We start from the raw sequence: 16090 nt of genomic DNA, 5'->3' as shown, positions 1-16090 counted from the left end.
CGCTACGGAACCGGGGAGAGCGTGCGTGTCACGTTGGTGCGCGGCCGGCTGCGCGAGGTCGACGTCGTGCCGTTGTCGTCGGTCTCGCGGGTGCGGGGCGGACGGGTGCTCGGCTTGGTCGTGGTCGGCGACTCCGTGGTGAGGTCGGGGTTGATGTCGCTGGTCATGGGCGGGCTGGTGCTGGTGATCGTCTCCGTGGTGGTCGACGTGCCCGATCTGGTGGTGCTGGCCGACGACGCGGGCGGGACGTAGTACAGCGGGGCCTGCTCGGGTTCGTTGAACTGCCGGGCCACATAGGAGATCAGAGTGATCACCAAAGCGATCGCGACCAGGCCTGCGACGCTCGCTGCGAGCAGCGTCGACGTCCGGTTGTGCCACGCGACGGGCGGCTCTTCCGGCGTTTCGTCACGATATCGGCTGCTCACGGCCACTGATAGTAGCCATGACCGCCGAGCGGTCGCCGGGTCAGCCGATCCGGGGGATCACAGCCTCGGCGAAGAACTCCACGTGCTCCAGATCAGACATGTCGAGAACCTGCAGGTAGATCCGCTGCACACCGGCTTCGAGGAAGGGGCCCAGCTTGTCGACGACCTCGTCGGGGGTGCCCACCACCGGAGAATTGGACCGTAGTTCGTCGACCTCCCGGCCGATGGCGGCCGCCCGGCGGGCGATCTCGGCCTCGTCGCGGCCGACGCACAGCACGAAGGCCGCCGAGTAGGTCAGTGAGTCTCTGGCGCGACCCGACTTCTCGACCGCCGCGGCCACCCGGCCGTACTGCTCGGTCAGCGTGTCGAGCGGGACGAACGGGATGTTGAACTCGTCGGCGAACCGCGCCGCCAGCGCCGGAGTGCGTTTGGCGCCACCGCCGCCGATGATGATCGGCGGGTGCGGGCGCTGGGCGGGCTTGGGCAGTGCCGGCGAATCGACGATGCTGTAGTGCCGCCCTGAGTAGTCGAAGGTCTCACCGGGCGCGGCGGTCCACAGGCCGGTCAGGATCTCCAGTTGTTCGGTGAGCCGGTCGAAGCGTTCACCCAAGGGCGGGAACGGAATGGCGTACGCCTTGTGCTCGGCCTCGAACCAGCCCGCGCCGATCCCGAATTCCACACGGCCGCCGCTCATTTCGTCGACCTGAGCCACCGAGATGGCCAGTGGCCCCGGATACCGGAAGGTCGCCGAGGTGACCATCGTGCCCAGCCGTATCGTCGACGTCTCGCGTGCGAGACCCGCCAGCGTCACCCACGAGTCGGTCGGGCCGGGCAGGCCGTCGCCTGCCATGGCGACGTAGTGGTCGGAGCGGAAGAACGCCGAGTAGCCCGCGCTCTCGGCGGTGCGGGCGACGGCGAGCTGGTCGGCGTAGCTCGCACCCTGCTGGGGTTCGACGAAGATGCGGAAATCTGGAGTGTTTGTCGCGGCCACGGTGCTCAAGCCTAAGCTCACAGACCGCCGCGGGCCCTTTTCAGCCGCTCGACGAGGTCGGTGGCACCGTCGAGGGAAACCCGGGCCTCGTCGCGGCCGGCGGCGAACATCAGCAGCTCGCCGGGGTCCCCGGTGACGGTCACCTCCTCGCCCCGTCCGACGGCGGCCACGGTGTCGCCCTGCGGGGTGCGGAACACGACCCGGGCGGGCGCCTTGCGCAACGTCATCCTGGCCATCATCGCGATGGGCCTGCGCAGCGCCGAGACGGTCTGCTCGTCGAGGGGCCTGGGCTCCCAGCCGGCCTTGGCGCGCCGGACATCCTCGTGGTGGATGAACATCTCGGCGACGTTGGCGATCGGGTCGAGCACCTTGAACGGCGAGTACAGCGGCGGACCCGCGGCGACCTGGCTCAGCAGCACGTCCCAGTCGGTCGATTCCGCCACCTGGCGCTGGACGCGTTCGGTATAGCCGGCCAGAGCCGGGATCATGATGCCCGGCGCGGCGTCCAGCCGCCGCTCGCGGACCACCAGATGGGCGGTCAGATCCCGCACGTCCCAGCCCTCGCACAGGGTCGGGGCGTCGGGTGGGACGTTGCGGAAGGTCGCCACCAGGGCGGCGCGCTCTCGTTGGGCAACGGTCATGGTCGTGCTGTTCCCTTCGCCGCAGATCCCCGGATGTCAGAAACTCTCGACACCCTCCACGCTGATCACCATGCCGTGTCCGGTGCCGTCGTTGGTGAACCGGGTGCCGTTCTCGTCGGCCTCGATGGTCCATCCCACCGCCGAATAGGTGCGGTAGTCCAGTGTCACCGCCGGGATGGCGCCCAGGTTACCCAGAACCCAGCTGAGATCGCCGTCGGCGCTCAACCGCACCCCGTTGGCCGGCAGTCCGTCGATCTCGGGTGCGTTGGTGAATGCCGATTCGCAGCCGACCTCCTGCTCGTCGAGCTGGCAGCGCGTCTTTCCGGTCTTGGTCTGGATGAACACGTAGCCGTTCTGCGGGGAGAGCACCTCACCGGCCGGCGGCCCGGTGCGCGTGGACGGGGCCGGGCCGGTCGTGGGCGGCGCAGTGGTCGGTCTGCTCGGTCGCGGGGTCGGAAAATCGGGCTCGGTGAAGGAGTCCGGCGTACGGGTGGCGGTGCCCTCGATCGACGACTGGCAACCGACGAGCGCGACGGCGCAGGCGAGTGCCGCCCCGGCCAGGGCCACCTGAGGTCTCATCCCGTCCAGCCTACGCAGCATGTGGCGTGCGTGACGGGAGTGACTCGCGGCTTCGAGGGGAAGAACCCAGCACATCCGGCGTTCATCGCGAGGTAACCGGCGGCGGTTACCGTGGCCCGCCGGAGACGGGTCGAGGCAGGGGAGTTGGTCGTGTCGTCGCAGGAGATCCAGTGGTTGGCGCATGACAGCCCGAACGACCGGGAGCTGGTGCGCGTGGTGCGCGAGCTCTCCGATCTGCTCGACCGTCTCGACGACGCCGAGAACTCCTGGGCCGACGGCATCGCTGCGGTGGCCCCGCAGTACCGCGCCAGTGCCCGAAACATCGTGCACTACTGGGCGATTCGTCAGACGGACCTGAGGGATCTGCAGCGCAGGCTGGCCGATTTCGGCCTGTCCTCGCTCGGGCGCAGTGAGGCGCACGTCGAGTCCACGCTGCGGCTGGTGCGGTCCGCTGCACAGGCGATGCTCCAGGGGGACTGGAGGCCACCGGAACCCGCCGTGGTGGGGGCGCGGGAGAGCCGCGAGCTGCTGCGGGGCCGCTGTGTCGATCTGCTCGGTCCGGCGCCGTCGGGCCGGGAGACGCGGATCATGGTCACGCTGCCGTCGGAGGCCGCGACGGATGCCGCGCTCGTTCGTGGGCTGGTCGACCGGGGGATGAACGTGGCCCGGATCAACTGCGCCCACGACGACCCGCAGGCATGGCGGGCGATGGCAGGCCATGTCCGTGCCGCGAGTGCCGACGCCGGCCGGGCCTGCGCGATCGCGATGGACCTCGCCGGTCCGAAGCTGCGGACCGGTCCGATCCGGCCGGGGCCCCGAGTGGTCAAGCTGCACCCGAAGCGCGACGCGCTGGGCCGGGTGCTGGCACCCGCCGAGGCGCTGCTGCTCCCCGAGTGCGCAGGGAAAAACGCTGCAGAGCAAGGGATTACGGTGATTCCGGTGCCAGCCGACTGGCTGGCACGCAGGCGCCCCGGCGAGACGATCACGCTGTACGACACCCGTGGGGCCAAGCGGCGGCTGGTCGTCGGCGCCGCCCATGACAGCATCGCGGGCCGGGTGGCGACCGTCGACAAGACCACCTACCTCACTTCGGGCACCACGCTGCGCGTCGACGGTGTGCATGACGCGGCCGAGGTGGGGGAAGTGCCGGAGGTCGAGCAGTTCCTGCTTCTGCGTCCCGGTGATCGGCTCCGGCTCACCCGCGACTGTTCGCCCGTGCCAACGGATTCCGCGGACGGCCCGGTGATCGGCTGCACGCTTCCCGAGTTGTTCGACAACGCCCGCGTCGGGGACCGGATCTACTTCGACGACGGCAAGATCGGTGGCGAGATCGTCACCGTGAATCCCGACGCTCTCGACGTGCGTGTCGAGCGCGCCGCGGGGAGCGGTTCGAAGCTGCGCGCCGCCAAGGGCATCAATGTTCCCGACGCCAGGCTGCCGATCTCGGCGCTCACCGACAAGGATCTGTCCGATCTGACGACGGTCGTCGACATCGCCGACCTCGTGCAGCTGTCCTTCGTGCAGGATCCCGCCGACGTGCTGCGCCTGCACGAGACGTTGGCCGGGCTCGGCGGTGACCATGTCGGCGTCGTGCTCAAGATCGAGACCGCGTCCGCGTTCGAGAATCTGCCGCAGCTGCTGCTCACCGCGATGCGGCGCCCCCGCACCGGTGTGATGATCGCGCGCGGCGACCTCGCGGTCGAGGTCGGCTACCAACGGCTCGCCGAGTTGCAGGAGGAGATCCTGTGGCTGTGCGAGGCCGCGCACCTGCCGGTGATCTGGGCGACGCAGGTGCTCGACCAACTTGCCAGGAGTGGTCTGCCGTCGCGGGCGGAGGTCAGCGACGCCGCGATGGGCGAGCGGGCCGAATGCGTGATGCTCAACAAGGGCCCGCACATCGGAGAAGCGGTGACGGTTCTCGACGACATCCTGTGCCGGATGGCCGAACACCACTACAAGAAGAACGCCCTGCTGCCCCGGCTGCGCTCGTGGGGCCCCGATGTCGAGTCGGATGGGTAGCATCACGCCCATGTCCCAAGAGGCTGCGCCGATCTCGATCCTGTCCGCGTCCGAGTGCTGGGATCTGCTCGCCGGGGCCCCGCTCGGGCGGTTGGTGACCAGCACCGAGGGGGAGCCGCACATCTTCCCGGTGAACTTCGCCGTGCAGAACCGCACCGTGCTGTTCCGCACGGCCGAGGGCACCAAACTGGTCGCCTCGGCGATCAGCAAGGAGGTGCTCTTCGAGGCCGACGGGTACGAGGACACCCAGGGCTGGAGCGTGATCGTCAAGGGCACCGCCCGCTCGCTGCACACCGAGGAGGAGATCGCCGAGGCCGAGGCGGCGGACCTGGTGCCGTGGACCGCGACGGTCAAGAACCACTTCGTGCGGATCCGCCCGCTCAACATCACCGGGCGCAGGTTCGTCTTCGGCGCCAGGCCCGTCGGGTCCTAGACCGCCCAACACCGCGTGCGCCGCGGAGGCGGGCAGGCTCGACTTCTCCGCTCGTCAGTCGTCGTCGTCCTCCGATGGGCTGGGCGCCGGAGCAGTAACTGTTGACCAGGTTGCCTCCGCGCCGCTGTGACCGATGCGGACCGTTTGCACGACGGCGCCGGCGGCGACGGCAACGGAGAGGACCGCGAGGCCGACGGCCAGCAGCGTGCTGCCACCCACTCCGGACCGGCTCCGACTGTCGCGTGCGGTACGGCTGCGCACTCGATCAAGCACCAGAACGGCGACGATCGTCACGAACAAGCCGATCACCCACGGTGTCAACGTTTCACCCATCTCCGTGTGGCGTTCGACGGCCGCCGACTCCACGACACGTTCCTCCAGCGCCTCTCCGGAGGACTCCATCAGCGGCACCAGCACCACCGATAACGCGGCGAGCGCCAGCGTTGTGATCTTCACCAACGGAGAAACGCGTGGACGAAGGGCCACCACGACGACCAACAGGGCAGCAACAGGAATCGCCACCACCGTCAGGTGCGCCACCAGGGGATGTGCCGGTAACCCGAAGAAAGTGTCCACCGCTACGCCTCTCGCGTTTGATCTTGATCTGACACCTCGATTATCGGCTAACCACTGCCCGCTCACCCTGGGCCGAAAGTCACCAGATCCGGTCGGACGGTCGATGGATTCGGCGTGTGCCCTGCTCATCGCCACACTCTCCGACGCTCGGGAACAAAATCCCGGGTGGCCCCGTTGACCCCATCGATAGTTGAGTGAAACAGACTCAAGTCTGGGTTGACACGGACGTGCCGACCGGAGCAGTCTTGAGTGCGGTGCACTCAGACCACAATGATCGTCTAATCAGGAGGCAGTAACTATGGCTCGTGCGGTCGGTATCGACCTCGGGACCACCAACTCCGTCGTCGCAGTGCTGGAGGGTGGCGACCCCGTCGTCGTCGCCAACTCCGAGGGCTCCCGCACCACCCCGTCGGTCGTCGCGTTCGCGCGCAACGGCGAGGTGCTGGTCGGCCAGCCTGCCAAGAACCAGGCGGTGACCAACGTGGACCGGACCATCCGGTCGGTCAAGCGCCACATGGGTTCGGACTGGTCCGTCAAGATCGACGACAAGGATTACACCCCGCAGGAGATCAGCGCTCGCGTGCTGATGAAGCTCAAGCGCGACGCCGAGAGCTACCTCGGTGAGGACATCACCGACGCGGTGATCACCGTCCCCGCCTACTTCAACGACGCGCAGCGTCAGGCCACCAAGGAAGCCGGCCAGATCGCCGGACTCAACGTGCTGCGTATCGTCAACGAGCCGACCGCGGCCGCGCTGGCCTACGGACTGGACAAGGGCGAGAAGGAACAGACCATCCTGGTCTTCGACCTCGGTGGCGGCACGTTCGACGTGTCCCTGCTGGAGATCGGCGAGGGCGTCGTCGAGGTGCGGGCCACCTCGGGTGACAACCACCTCGGTGGCGACGACTGGGACGACCGGATCGTCGAATGGCTCGTCGACAAGTTCAAGGGCACCAGCGGCATCGACCTGACCAAGGACAAGATGGCGATGCAGCGGCTGCGTGAAGCGGCCGAGAAGGCCAAGATCGAACTGTCGAGTTCGCAGAGCACGTCGATCAACCTGCCCTACATCACCGTCGACGCGGACAAGAACCCGCTGTTCCTCGACGAGCAGCTGACCCGCGCGGAGTTCCAGCGCATCACCCAGGATCTGCTGGACCGCACCCGCAAGCCGTTCCAGCAGGTCATCAAGGACGCCGGCATCGCCGTCGGCGACATCGACCACGTGGTGCTCGTCGGTGGCTCCACCCGGATGCCTGCGGTGACCGAGCTCGTCAAGGAGATGACCGGCGGCCAGGAGCCCAACAAGGGCGTCAACCCGGACGAGGTCGTCGCCGTGGGTGCGGCGCTGCAGGCCGGCGTGCTCAAGGGCGAGGTGAAAGACGTTCTGCTGCTTGACGTCACACCGCTGTCCCTGGGTATCGAGACCAAGGGTGGCGTGATGACCAAGCTCATCGAACGCAACACCACGATCCCGACCAAGCGCTCGGAGACTTTCACCACGGCCGACGACAACCAGCCGTCGGTGCAGATCCAGGTGTTCCAGGGTGAGCGTGAGATCGCGGCGCACAACAAGCTGCTCGGCTCCTTCGAGCTGACCGGTATCCCGCCGGCCCCGCGCGGTGTCCCGCAGATCGAGGTCACCTTCGACATCGACGCCAACGGCATCGTGCACGTCACCGCCAAGGACAAGGGCACCGGCAAGGAGAACACGATCAAGATCCAGGAAGGCTCCGGCCTGTCCAAGGAAGAGATCGACCGGATGATCAAGGATGCCGAGGCGCACGCCGACGAGGACCGTCAGCGTCGCGAGGAGGCTGACGTCCGCAACCAGGCCGAGTCGCTGGTCTACCAGACGGAGAAGTTCGTCAAGGAACAGCGCGAGGGTGAAGGGGGATCGAAGGTCCCCGAGGACACCCTGACCAAGGTCGACTCCGCGATCGCCGACGCCAAGACCGCGCTTGCCGGCACCGACATCGGCGCCATCAAGTCGGCGATGGAGAAGCTCGGCGAGGAGAGCCAGGCCCTCGGCCAGGCGATCTACGAGGCCACCCAGGCTGAGCAGGCCGCGGGCGGCGGCGAATCCGCCGGCCCGTCGGGCTCGAACGACGACGTGGTCGACGCCGAGGTGGTTGAGGACGACCAGGAGCGCAAGTGAGCGATCCAGTCGAGCGGGAGGAACCGATCACCGTCACCGACAAGCGGCGCATCGACCCGGACACCGGACAGGTGCGTGAGAACCGCGAGAACTCGGACGCCGGGCCGGCCCCCAGTGGGCCGGCGCCGGACGAGTTCGCCGGTGAGTCGGTGGAGGAGGCCGGCAAGGCCGCCGAGCTGCTCGCCGATCTGCAACGTGTCCAAGCCGATTTCGCGAACTACCGCAAGCGGGCGCTGCGCGATCAGCAACTGATGGCAGACCGGGCCAAGGCCACGGTGGTCAGCCAGTTGTTGCCGGTTCTCGATGACCTCGAGCGGGCGCGTAGCCACGGCGACCTGGAATCCGGCCCGTTCAAGGCTGTCGCCGACAAGATCGTGGCAGTCCTTGAGGGGCTTGGGCTTTCGGGTTTCGGCGAGGAAGGCGACGAGTTCGACCCCGCGCTGCACGAGGCCGTGCAGCACGAGGGCGAGGGCACCCACCCGGTGGTTGGCACGGTGATGCGGCGCGGCTACCGGGTCGGTGAGCAGGTGGTCCGCCACGCATTGGTGGGCGTCGTCGACACGGTGCCCGACGCGTCCGGGCCGGCCAATACCGGCTCGGAGCCGGACCAGCCCGCAGAATCGTAAGAGTTGACCGACAGCCATGACGAGCAGGTAAGGAGGTGGCGCGAAATGGCCCAACGCGAGTGGGTTGAGAAGGACTTCTACAAGGTGCTCGGCGTCGCTTCCGATGCCGACGAGAAGGAGATCAAGCGGGCCGCCCGCAAGATCCTCGCGGAGAACCACCCCGACCGCAATCCGGGGAACGCCGAGGCCGAGGAGCGGTACAAGACCGCCTCCGAGGCCAAAGAGGTGCTCACCGATCCGGCGAAGCGCAAGGAGTACGACGAAACCCGCCGGCTGTTCGCAGGCGGCGGGTTCGGTCGGGGCCGCTTCAGCGGCGGCGGCGGGGGGTTCGGCGGCTTCGGTGCAGGCGACGGTCAGGAGTTCAACCTCAACGATCTGTTCGACGCCGCAGGCCAGGCCGGCGGCGCGAACATCGGTGACCTCTTCGGCGGGCTGTTCGGCCGTGGCGCGCAACAGCCGCGTCCGTCGCGGCCCCGTCGGGGTAACGACCTGGAGACCGAGACCGAGCTGAGCTTCCTTGAGGCCACCAAGGGGGTGGCGATGCCGCTCCGGCTGACCAGCCCGGCGCCGTGCACCAACTGCCACGGCAGCGGTGCACGTCCGGGTACCAGCCCGAAGGTGTGTCCCAGCTGCAACGGGGCGGGCGTCATCAGCCGCAACCAGGGTGCGTTCGGGTTCTCCGAGCCGTGCACGGAGTGCCGAGGCAGCGGGTCGATCATCGAGCACCCGTGTGACGAGTGCCGGGGCACCGGGGTGACCACCCGGACCCGCACCATCAACGTGCGGATTCCACCGGGTGTCGAGGACGGGCAGCGGATCAGGCTGGCCGGCCAGGGCGAGGCCGGGTTACGCGGCGCACCCTCGGGCGACCTGTATGTGACCGTTCATGTCAAGCCGGACAAGGTCTTCGGACGCAACGGCGACGACCTGACGGTGACCGTTCCGGTCAGCTTTCACGAACTGGCTTTGGGTACAACGCTTTCTGTTCCCACGCTGGAGGGCAAGGTGGGGGTCCGGGTGCCGAAGGGCACCTCCGACGGCCGCATCCTGCGGGTCCGCGGCCGTGGCGTCCCCAAGCGCTCCGGCGGTCACGGTGACCTGCTGGTCACCGTGAAGGTGGCGGTGCCGCCGCACCTCGAAGGTGAGGCCGCCGAGGCATTGGAGGCGTACGCGAAGGCCGAACGCGCCGGCGGGTTCGATCCGCGGGCGGGATGGGCCGGTGCCTGATGAGCGCCGGCCGTCCCCGCCGTAACGAAGAGGCCAGAACGTTTCTGATCTCGGTGGCCGCCGAGCTGGCCGGTATGCATGCGCAGACGCTGCGCACCTACGACCGGCTCGGCCTGGTCAGCCCGCAGCGCAGTTCCGGTGGGGGACGGCGCTATTCGGAGCGCGACGTGGACCTGCTGCGTGAAGTGCAGCGGCTGTCCCAGGACGAGGGCGTCAACCTGGCCGGGATCAAGCGCATCATCGAGCTGACCAACCAGGTCGAGGCGCTGCAGGCGCGGGTGCGTGAGCTCAGCGACGAAGTCGAGCGGTTGCGGGCGCAGCCGCGGCCCAAGAGCACCGCGCTGGTGGTGTGGCAGCCGCGCAACTCCCGTTGATCTCCGCCGAGATTGCATTCCACGCGGCTATTTCGTGCTTGGATTCAAGCGGTGGCTGCAACGAATGTGGACGGGTCTGAGAGTAGTCGGTCGAGTTCTTCGGCGGGGGTGCGCCAGTTGTGGCGTTTGCGGGGTCGGGCGTTGAGTTCGGCGGCGACCTGGTCGAGCCAACCGGGACCGTAGAACGACAGGTCGGTGCCTTTGGGGAAGTACTGACGGAGCAAGCCGTTGGTGTTCTCGTTGGTGCCGCGTTGCCAGGGGCTGTGCGGATCGCAGAAGTAGATCGGCAGCCCGGTGGCCTCGGTGATCTTGGTGTGCAGCGCCATTTCGCGGCCTTGGTCCCAGGTCAGGGAGCGGCGCAGGATCTCAGGTATCTCGGGGATCTTGGCGCTGATCGCCTCGGCCAGGGTGGCGGCGGTGTGGTCGCCGGGCAGGTGCAGCAGGACCACAAAACCGGTGGTGCGTTCGACCAAGGTGCCGATCGCCGAGGCCGAAGCGGTGCTGCCCAGGATCAGATCTCCTTCCCAATGGCCGGGGATCGCGCGGTCATCAGCCTCGGCGGGCCGCTCACTGATGTTGATCATGTCTTTGAGCTTTCCTGGACCAGTTTCGTTGCGGCCCTGAGGTTTCCGTCGGGTCCGGCCGGTACGCAGCGCGGCCTTGACCACTTTCGCCAGCTCGCCGCGGGGCTGCACATACAGCGCTTGGTAGATCGTCTCGTGTGACACCCACATCTCCGGTTTCTTGGGGAAATCCTCGCGCAGCCGGCCCGCGATCTGCTCGGGACTATGCCGCTTCTCCAAGCGTGCCACCACCTCGGCCAACAGCGCCGGGTTGTCCTCGAGCTTGCGCGGTTTGGGCCGTTTACGGTTGGCCTCGGCCACGTCCTGGCCGAGGCGGGCTCGATACCCCGACTCGGTCATTCCCTTGGCGATCTCACGGCTGATGGTGTCGGGGTGGCGACCCAGCACCTCGGCGGCCCGCCGCGGAGCGCATCCGGTCTCGAGCAGCTCTTCGAGACGGTAACGCTCGGTGAACGTCAACGGCGCTCGCGGCCGAGGCGCTCGCGCGGTTGACTCCTCGACAGGGACAGCTGTTCTGGGCACATAACCAGCCTGTTTGACCCAGATCGCGCCGGCGTTCTCCGACACGCCGGCGACCAGTGCAGCCTGGGTGATCGACGATCCGGCTTTCATCGCTGACCAGAAAGCCTCCCGAGCGGCCACCGAATACCGGGTTCCGCGGTGTCTGAGATTGGCCGGGATACCGGCCGCCTTTGCCCACTTCGACCCCTGCTGGTGGGCCACCCCGGCGACCGTCGCGGCCGCCGACTGCGACAAACCCGACCTCAACGCCTCCAGGAACACCTCACGCGCCGACTCATGAACCTCTTTGCTGCCATGCCCGCCAAAACCCATCGAACAACACCTCCGGACAAATCAGGTGTTGCAGCGACCACTTGAGTCTGAGGTGGATTTCACCGCATGGAATGCAATTTCGGCGATTGACTACGAGACCTTGATCCGGAACTGTGCCACCGCGGACTCGCCCGGCTGCACTTCGTGGTAGCCGCCCCGGCGCAGCGCGTCGGTGGGGGCGGCCATCGGTTCGAAGCACACCACGTCGTCGTCACCCGGCGCGAATACCTGCGCCGCGGTGAAGCCCTGGTCGAAGTGAACTTCGATGCGTCGGTCGCCGCCGGAGAGGGCGAACACCGATCCAGGCTCGACCTCGTCGTAGCCGTCGTCGATGAACTTGTCGCCCAATGGTTCTGAGGCCGCCGGACGCTGCTCGACCCTGCCGGTCGGGATCCCCCACGCGTTCACGGGCTGGTACCGCATGGCCGGGGTCTCGATCGTCCACTGCGTGCGTGGGATGCCCGGCAGCTGCAGATAGGGATGGAACCCGAAGCACAGCGGCACCCGGGAACCGGTCGTCGCCGTCACGGTGGTCTTCACCGTCAGCGTGCGGTCGAGCAGCGTGACGTCGAGCGTCAGCAGGTGCGGGAACGGGAAACTGGCGAGCAGTCCCGGCCGTGCGGCGAAATCCAGTTCGGCAGTCAGCTGAGACTCCAGCAGTGTGGTGACGGTCCAGTCCTTGTAGCCGCCCAACGTGCCGTGGATCGGCACCCCGTGCTGGTCGGTGCGTACCCCGCCGGTGCCCGGTGTCAGCGTCACCACCGCACCGTCGACGCCGTAACCCATGCTGGACAGGCGGTTAGCCCACGGGTACAGGATCGGGATGCCCATGGTCTTGTGGTTGGACACGTAGGCGAGCAGGCCCCTGCGCTGGCCGAGTAGTTCCATGCCGTCATCGGACAGCGAGGTGGCCACCATCCCGGCCGTTGGAACATAGGTGGCCGTCAGCGGGGACGACGGATCGCGCAGCGTGACGGTTTCGAACTCGTCCATTCCTGCGATCCTGCCATGCGTTGCTCAGTTGGCCAGCGGGTCGTGCTGAATCCGTTCGGCAGGCGCCCCTTTGGCGATCAGCGCCGACCTGGTGGCCTGCACCATCGCCGGCCGGCCGGCCAGCAGAATCTGGCGGTCACTCCAGTTGCCGTACCGCGTGACCACCTCCGGAAGTAGGCCGAGTTGACGGACGTGCAACCCGCGCGGCGGGGTGACGTCGGGATAGTCGGCGGCCCACGGGGGGTCGAAGTTCAGCTCCGAGACTGGCGTCACCGACAGCCACGGGTTGGTGGACGCGATCTCCCACAGCGTGCGCAGGTCGTAGAGCTCGCACGGGTACTTGGCGCCGAAGAACAGGTGGACGCGCGGATTCTGGCTGAACCGGGCGAGGTCCATGATCAGTGTCCGCAGCGGGGCCAGCCCGGTGCTGCCTGCGACCATCAGCACGTCACCGCCGTCGCGGTCGATCTCCATCGCCCCGTGCGGGTTGGATACCCGCCAGCGATCGCCGGGCCGGGTCTCGCCGACGATCGCGGTGCTGACCATGCCTCCGGCGACCGAACGGATGTGGAACTCGAGATAGCCCTGCGGGTCGGCGGGGATCGCCGGGCTCAGGTAGCGCCATCGGCGCGGCCACTGCGGCACCTGGACGGGCACGTACTGACCTGGGTGGTAGGCCAGCGCGTGGTCCATCTTGAGTCTGACGACCGAGATGTCGCGGGCCGGCCGCAGGTGTTCGAGCACGGTGCCGTCGCAGAACGGCGGGCTGGTCTCCGCGTCGGCGGCCCCGCTCATCACCCCGACGACAAGCTGGACGACGTCGTCGGCGGCTTCGGCGAGCCGCCGGTCCCACTGCTCTACCAGGGCTTTGCGCAGTGTGGTCAGCAATGCATCCTGCAGTGTTGCGTAGTGGCCCTGGGTGACTCCGTACTTGCGGTGGTCACGGCCGAGCTGGGCCAGGAACGCGACCGGCTCCTCGGCGCGTTGCGCGATCAGTTCGTCGCACAGCCAGCACAGCGCCTGGGCGAAGACCTGGCGCTGCTTCTCCATGTCCGGCGGGAACAGGTCGCGGGCCGACAGGTCTGCGGCGAACCATCGCGTATAGAAGTCACCGATCAGCGCCTCGGACCCGAGGTCGAGATCGAGCGCCTCCCGGAGGATGCGCATCGATTCTCGGTCTTCGAGTCCCACGCCGCACGATCCTAAGTCACGCGGGTGCCGTTTTCCTGTGCCGAATGGCGGCGGCCACAATGAGGGCGGTTCCGGCCAACGCCCAGCACACCAGCACGATGATCGCTGTGGCTGCGCCTGCGCCGTCGAACGCGGCCGTCGAGCGCAGCAGGGTCGCCGTGGCGCCCTGCGGAAGGAGCTGTCCCAGCTGCCCCCAGCCCATCGGCAGCATTTCCGGCGCGCCGGCCAGCCCGGACAGCGGATTGCCGACGAGTAACGCGAGCAGCGCGCCGACGGCAAGACCTGCCCGACCGAACAGCGAGCCGAGGCCGAACATGAACAGCAGCGCCGCCGCCACCCCCAGGGTCAGCCCGGCGGCGACTCCCCAGAAGTTCTGGTCGACGGATCCGAGGACGTAGCGCAGCAGCGCCGCGATAGTGACGCCCGCGATACCGGAGAACACGACGGCCGCGGCGAAGCCGGTCCAGATCTCCCGCCGCAATGCCAGGACCAGGGCGATCGCGGGCAGAATTCCGGCCAGCGTGATCGGCAGCGCCGAGGCGGCCATCCCGGTGCCGCGCGGATCCCTGGCGGTGGGCGGGGCCAGGTCCTCGGTGCGCAACGCCATCCCTGTCTGCCGGCTGAGTTCGGAGCCGATCTGGGTGAGCAGCTGCGCGATCATCGGACTGCCCCCGGAAGCGACCAGCAGCGCGGGCTGCTCACCCGGTTGGGCGGGCACCACAAAACCGCCGTAGACCTCGCGGTTGCGGATCGCGGCGATCAGTGCGGCCTCGCCGGGGTAGAAGGTCACCTCGAAGGCGCCGGGCATCTTCTCGTCGAGCATGGTGCTGATCTGGCCGTTTGCGGCCTGCGGGCCTGCGACGCCGATCGGCACGTGATGCGGTCCCGACCTGGCGGCAGGCAGCGCGAAGGCGATCGCCACCAGCGCCAGCAGCGCGGTGATGGCGACGATGATGCCCGCGGCGCGTGCGGCGGCGGGCGGTTCGTGCACGGTGACGGTGTGACGGGCGTCTGTCCCGTGGGAAGTCATGGCCGACCTCTTTTCATTCGACGTTGAATTAGCGGCTGCAGGCAGCGTAAGACTGTCCGGGCGTTATTTCAACAGCTATTGAAATGGTAGCGTCTTTTTATGCCGCGACCAGGTGAAACAGCCAGGCGCCGGGGTCGCCGACAGGGGGAACCGGTGTCGAAGGAGGCCGTGCTGGCGGCGGCGAAAACCCGGTTTGCGAGGGACGGCTACGAGAAGACGACACTGCGCGCGATCGCCGACGACGCCCGGGTTGACCCATCGATGGTGCTCTACCTGTTCGGTTCCAAGGAACAGTTGTTCCGGGAGTCGCTGCGCCTGATCATCGACCCCGCCGTGCTGGTCTCGGCGTTCGCCGCAACCGGCGGTGACCCCGCTGACATCGGAACGCGGATCGTCGCCACTTACCTCGGGGTGTGGGAGGCCGCCGACAGCGCGCAGAGCATGCGCGTCATGCTGGCGTCGGCAACCTCGAATCCCGATGCGCACGAAGCATTTCGGAGCTTCATGCAGGACTACGTGCTGACCGCGGTCTCGGGCGTGCTCGGTGGCGGTGAACAGGCCAGGCTGCGGGCGATGCTGGCTGCGAGCAGCCTGGTGGGGACCGCGATGCTGCGCTACGTGATGGGGATAGCGCCGCTGTCGGAACTGCCCACCGAGGATGTGGTCAGGCTGCTGGCACCCGTGGTCGCCCGGTATCTGACCGCCGACGCCGGCGAACTCGGCCTACCCGAGTAGTGCGTGAATCCCCTTGTACAGCACCAGAAGACCGATCGCGACGAGGATGACCGCGACCAGTGCCGCGTGCTGACGTTCCATCCACGCCTTGAGCCGGTTCAGTGCCGGATCCAGCCGTTCCCCGGAGACCGCGTACCCGAGGATGGGAAGTGCGACGGTCACACCCGCGATCGCGACGAACCAGATCAGCGCACCCCACACGGTCGGTGAGTCCAGACCCGCCGAACCGATCGCCAAACCCGCTGCGGCGCAGATGAACAGCACCTTCGGATTGAGCACGGTCAGTGCGGCCGCCGTCCCCGCCGCCTTCGTAGGCGTCAGGCTGCTCATGCGCGTCATCCACCCGGGCATGTGCTCGGACTTCTTCCGCATCACCCACCGGTAGGCGCCGAACCCGATCAGCGCGACGCCGACGAGGATGCGCAACCACGACGCCCACGACGGCGGCTTGGTGCCGATGCCACCGACCAGGTCGGACAGCTCCAGGAACGCGGCGGTCAGCGCGGCCAGACCGGCCAGCCAGCCGACCAGGAAGGCCAGGCCCGTCGGCCGGGGCCGCGGGCTGTGCAGGACAAGGACCGCCGGAATGATCGACAGCGGCGAGAGCGCGATGACGAGCGCGAGCGGAATGAGTTCGGTCAGGATCGGTCCCCAGCTACCCGGCACCGGGAAAA

17 protein-coding genes are annotated in these 16090 nt (G+C 68.0%); 7 read left to right on the top strand and 10 right to left on the bottom strand.

What is annotated here, in order from left to right:
* Positions 1-2: 2 nt before the first annotated feature.
* The 4 genes from BN976_RS03470 to BN976_RS03455 are packed head-to-tail and all read right to left on the bottom strand — an operon-like array spanning position 3 to position 2636.
* Positions 3-425 carry a hypothetical protein gene (locus BN976_RS03470; protein WP_322787904.1) on the bottom strand — a complete coding sequence of 141 codons (423 nt, stop codon included), beginning with the start codon at positions 423-425 and terminating at the stop codon, positions 3-5.
* Between the two features lie 40 nt (positions 426-465).
* Positions 466-1416 carry an LLM class F420-dependent oxidoreductase gene (locus BN976_RS03465; protein WP_036369100.1) on the bottom strand — a complete coding sequence of 317 codons (951 nt, stop codon included), beginning with the start codon at positions 1414-1416 and terminating at the stop codon, positions 466-468.
* Positions 1417-1433: 17 nt separating this feature from the next.
* The gene (locus BN976_RS03460; RefSeq protein ID WP_036367922.1) at positions 1434-2057 is read right to left on the bottom strand and encodes a TIGR03085 family metal-binding protein; all 624 of its coding nucleotides are present in this window, start codon (positions 2055-2057) and stop codon (positions 1434-1436) included.
* Positions 2058-2093: 36 nt separating this feature from the next.
* Positions 2094-2636: a hypothetical protein gene (locus BN976_RS03455; protein ID WP_036369098.1), complete on the bottom strand. Its 543-nt coding sequence runs from the start codon at positions 2634-2636 to the stop codon at positions 2094-2096.
* 150 nt (positions 2637-2786) lie between these two features.
* Here BN976_RS03455 and BN976_RS03450 point away from each other — a divergent pair, with 150 nt between their 5' ends.
* Both BN976_RS03450 and BN976_RS03445 read left to right on the top strand, forming a co-directional pair.
* Positions 2787-4655: a pyruvate kinase gene (locus BN976_RS03450; protein WP_036367921.1), complete on the top strand. Its 1869-nt coding sequence runs from the start codon at positions 2787-2789 to the stop codon at positions 4653-4655.
* A 10-nt stretch (positions 4656-4665) separates the two neighbouring features.
* Positions 4666-5088, top strand: coding sequence for a pyridoxamine 5'-phosphate oxidase family protein (locus BN976_RS03445; protein ID WP_036369096.1), 423 nt, complete (start codon positions 4666-4668; stop codon positions 5086-5088).
* A 54-nt stretch (positions 5089-5142) separates the two neighbouring features.
* Here the strand turns inward: BN976_RS03445 and BN976_RS03440 are convergent, their stop codons facing one another.
* Positions 5143-5664, bottom strand: a complete 522-nt coding sequence (locus tag BN976_RS03440) for a DUF2231 domain-containing protein (protein ID WP_036367918.1) — start codon at positions 5662-5664, stop codon at positions 5143-5145.
* 298 nt (positions 5665-5962) lie between these two features.
* On the opposite strand from BN976_RS03440, the gene dnaK reads away from it, so the two are divergent.
* Genes dnaK through BN976_RS03420 form a run of 4 tightly spaced genes read left to right on the top strand, consistent with a single transcriptional unit; the run spans position 5963 to position 10049 of the window.
* Positions 5963-7822, top strand: coding sequence for a molecular chaperone DnaK (gene dnaK / locus BN976_RS03435; RefSeq protein WP_036367916.1), 1860 nt, complete (start codon positions 5963-5965; stop codon positions 7820-7822).
* Positions 7819-8448 (top strand): nucleotide exchange factor GrpE, encoded by a 630-nt coding sequence (gene grpE, locus BN976_RS03430; protein WP_036367914.1) that lies wholly within the window; start codon positions 7819-7821, stop codon positions 8446-8448. The genes dnaK and grpE overlap by 4 nt, the downstream gene beginning before the upstream one ends.
* A gap of 45 nt (positions 8449-8493) precedes the next feature.
* Positions 8494-9675, top strand: a complete 1182-nt coding sequence (gene dnaJ / locus BN976_RS03425) for a molecular chaperone DnaJ (protein ID WP_036367911.1) — start codon at positions 8494-8496, stop codon at positions 9673-9675.
* Positions 9675-10049 (top strand): heat shock protein transcriptional repressor HspR, encoded by a 375-nt coding sequence (locus tag BN976_RS03420; RefSeq protein WP_036369094.1) that lies wholly within the window; start codon positions 9675-9677, stop codon positions 10047-10049. Before dnaJ ends, BN976_RS03420 begins: the two co-directional genes overlap by 1 nt.
* Before the next feature lie 44 nt (positions 10050-10093).
* On the opposite strand, the gene BN976_RS03415 is transcribed toward BN976_RS03420, so the two are convergent.
* The 4 genes from BN976_RS03415 to BN976_RS03395 all read right to left on the bottom strand — a co-directional run bounded on the left by BN976_RS03415 (position 10094) and on the right by BN976_RS03395 (position 14681).
* A complete protein-coding gene (locus BN976_RS03415; protein ID WP_457920256.1) occupies positions 10094-11245 on the bottom strand; it encodes an IS30 family transposase in 1152 nt (383 codons plus the stop codon).
* A gap of 312 nt (positions 11246-11557) precedes the next feature.
* Positions 11558-12460 carry an aldose 1-epimerase gene (locus BN976_RS03405; RefSeq protein ID WP_036367903.1) on the bottom strand — a complete coding sequence of 301 codons (903 nt, stop codon included), beginning with the start codon at positions 12458-12460 and terminating at the stop codon, positions 11558-11560.
* A 24-nt stretch (positions 12461-12484) separates the two neighbouring features.
* Complete coding sequence (locus BN976_RS03400; protein WP_036367901.1) at positions 12485-13651, bottom strand: FAD-binding oxidoreductase; 1167 nt, start codon at positions 13649-13651, stop codon at positions 12485-12487.
* A 16-nt stretch (positions 13652-13667) separates the two neighbouring features.
* The gene (locus BN976_RS03395; protein WP_036367899.1) at positions 13668-14681 is read right to left on the bottom strand and encodes a membrane protein; all 1014 of its coding nucleotides are present in this window, start codon (positions 14679-14681) and stop codon (positions 13668-13670) included.
* 99 nt (positions 14682-14780) lie between these two features.
* Here BN976_RS03395 and BN976_RS03390 point away from each other — a divergent pair, with 99 nt between their 5' ends.
* Positions 14781-15416 carry a TetR/AcrR family transcriptional regulator gene (locus BN976_RS03390; protein WP_051558265.1) on the top strand — a complete coding sequence of 212 codons (636 nt, stop codon included), beginning with the start codon at positions 14781-14783 and terminating at the stop codon, positions 15414-15416.
* On the opposite strand, the gene BN976_RS03385 is transcribed toward BN976_RS03390, so the two are convergent.
* A complete protein-coding gene (locus BN976_RS03385) occupies positions 15405-16082 on the bottom strand; it encodes a GAP family protein (RefSeq protein WP_036367893.1) in 678 nt (225 codons plus the stop codon). The two genes, BN976_RS03390 and BN976_RS03385, sit on opposite strands and share 12 nt — an antisense overlap.
* Between the last annotated feature and the right edge of the window lie 8 nt (positions 16083-16090).

The sequence above is a fragment of the Mycolicibacterium austroafricanum genome (genome assembly GCF_000612725.1).
GTDB lineage: Bacteria > Actinomycetota > Actinomycetes > Mycobacteriales > Mycobacteriaceae > Mycobacterium > Mycobacterium austroafricanum.
The sequence above is the reverse complement of the archived record's forward strand: the minus strand, read 5'-3'. Positions and strand labels throughout refer to the sequence as shown.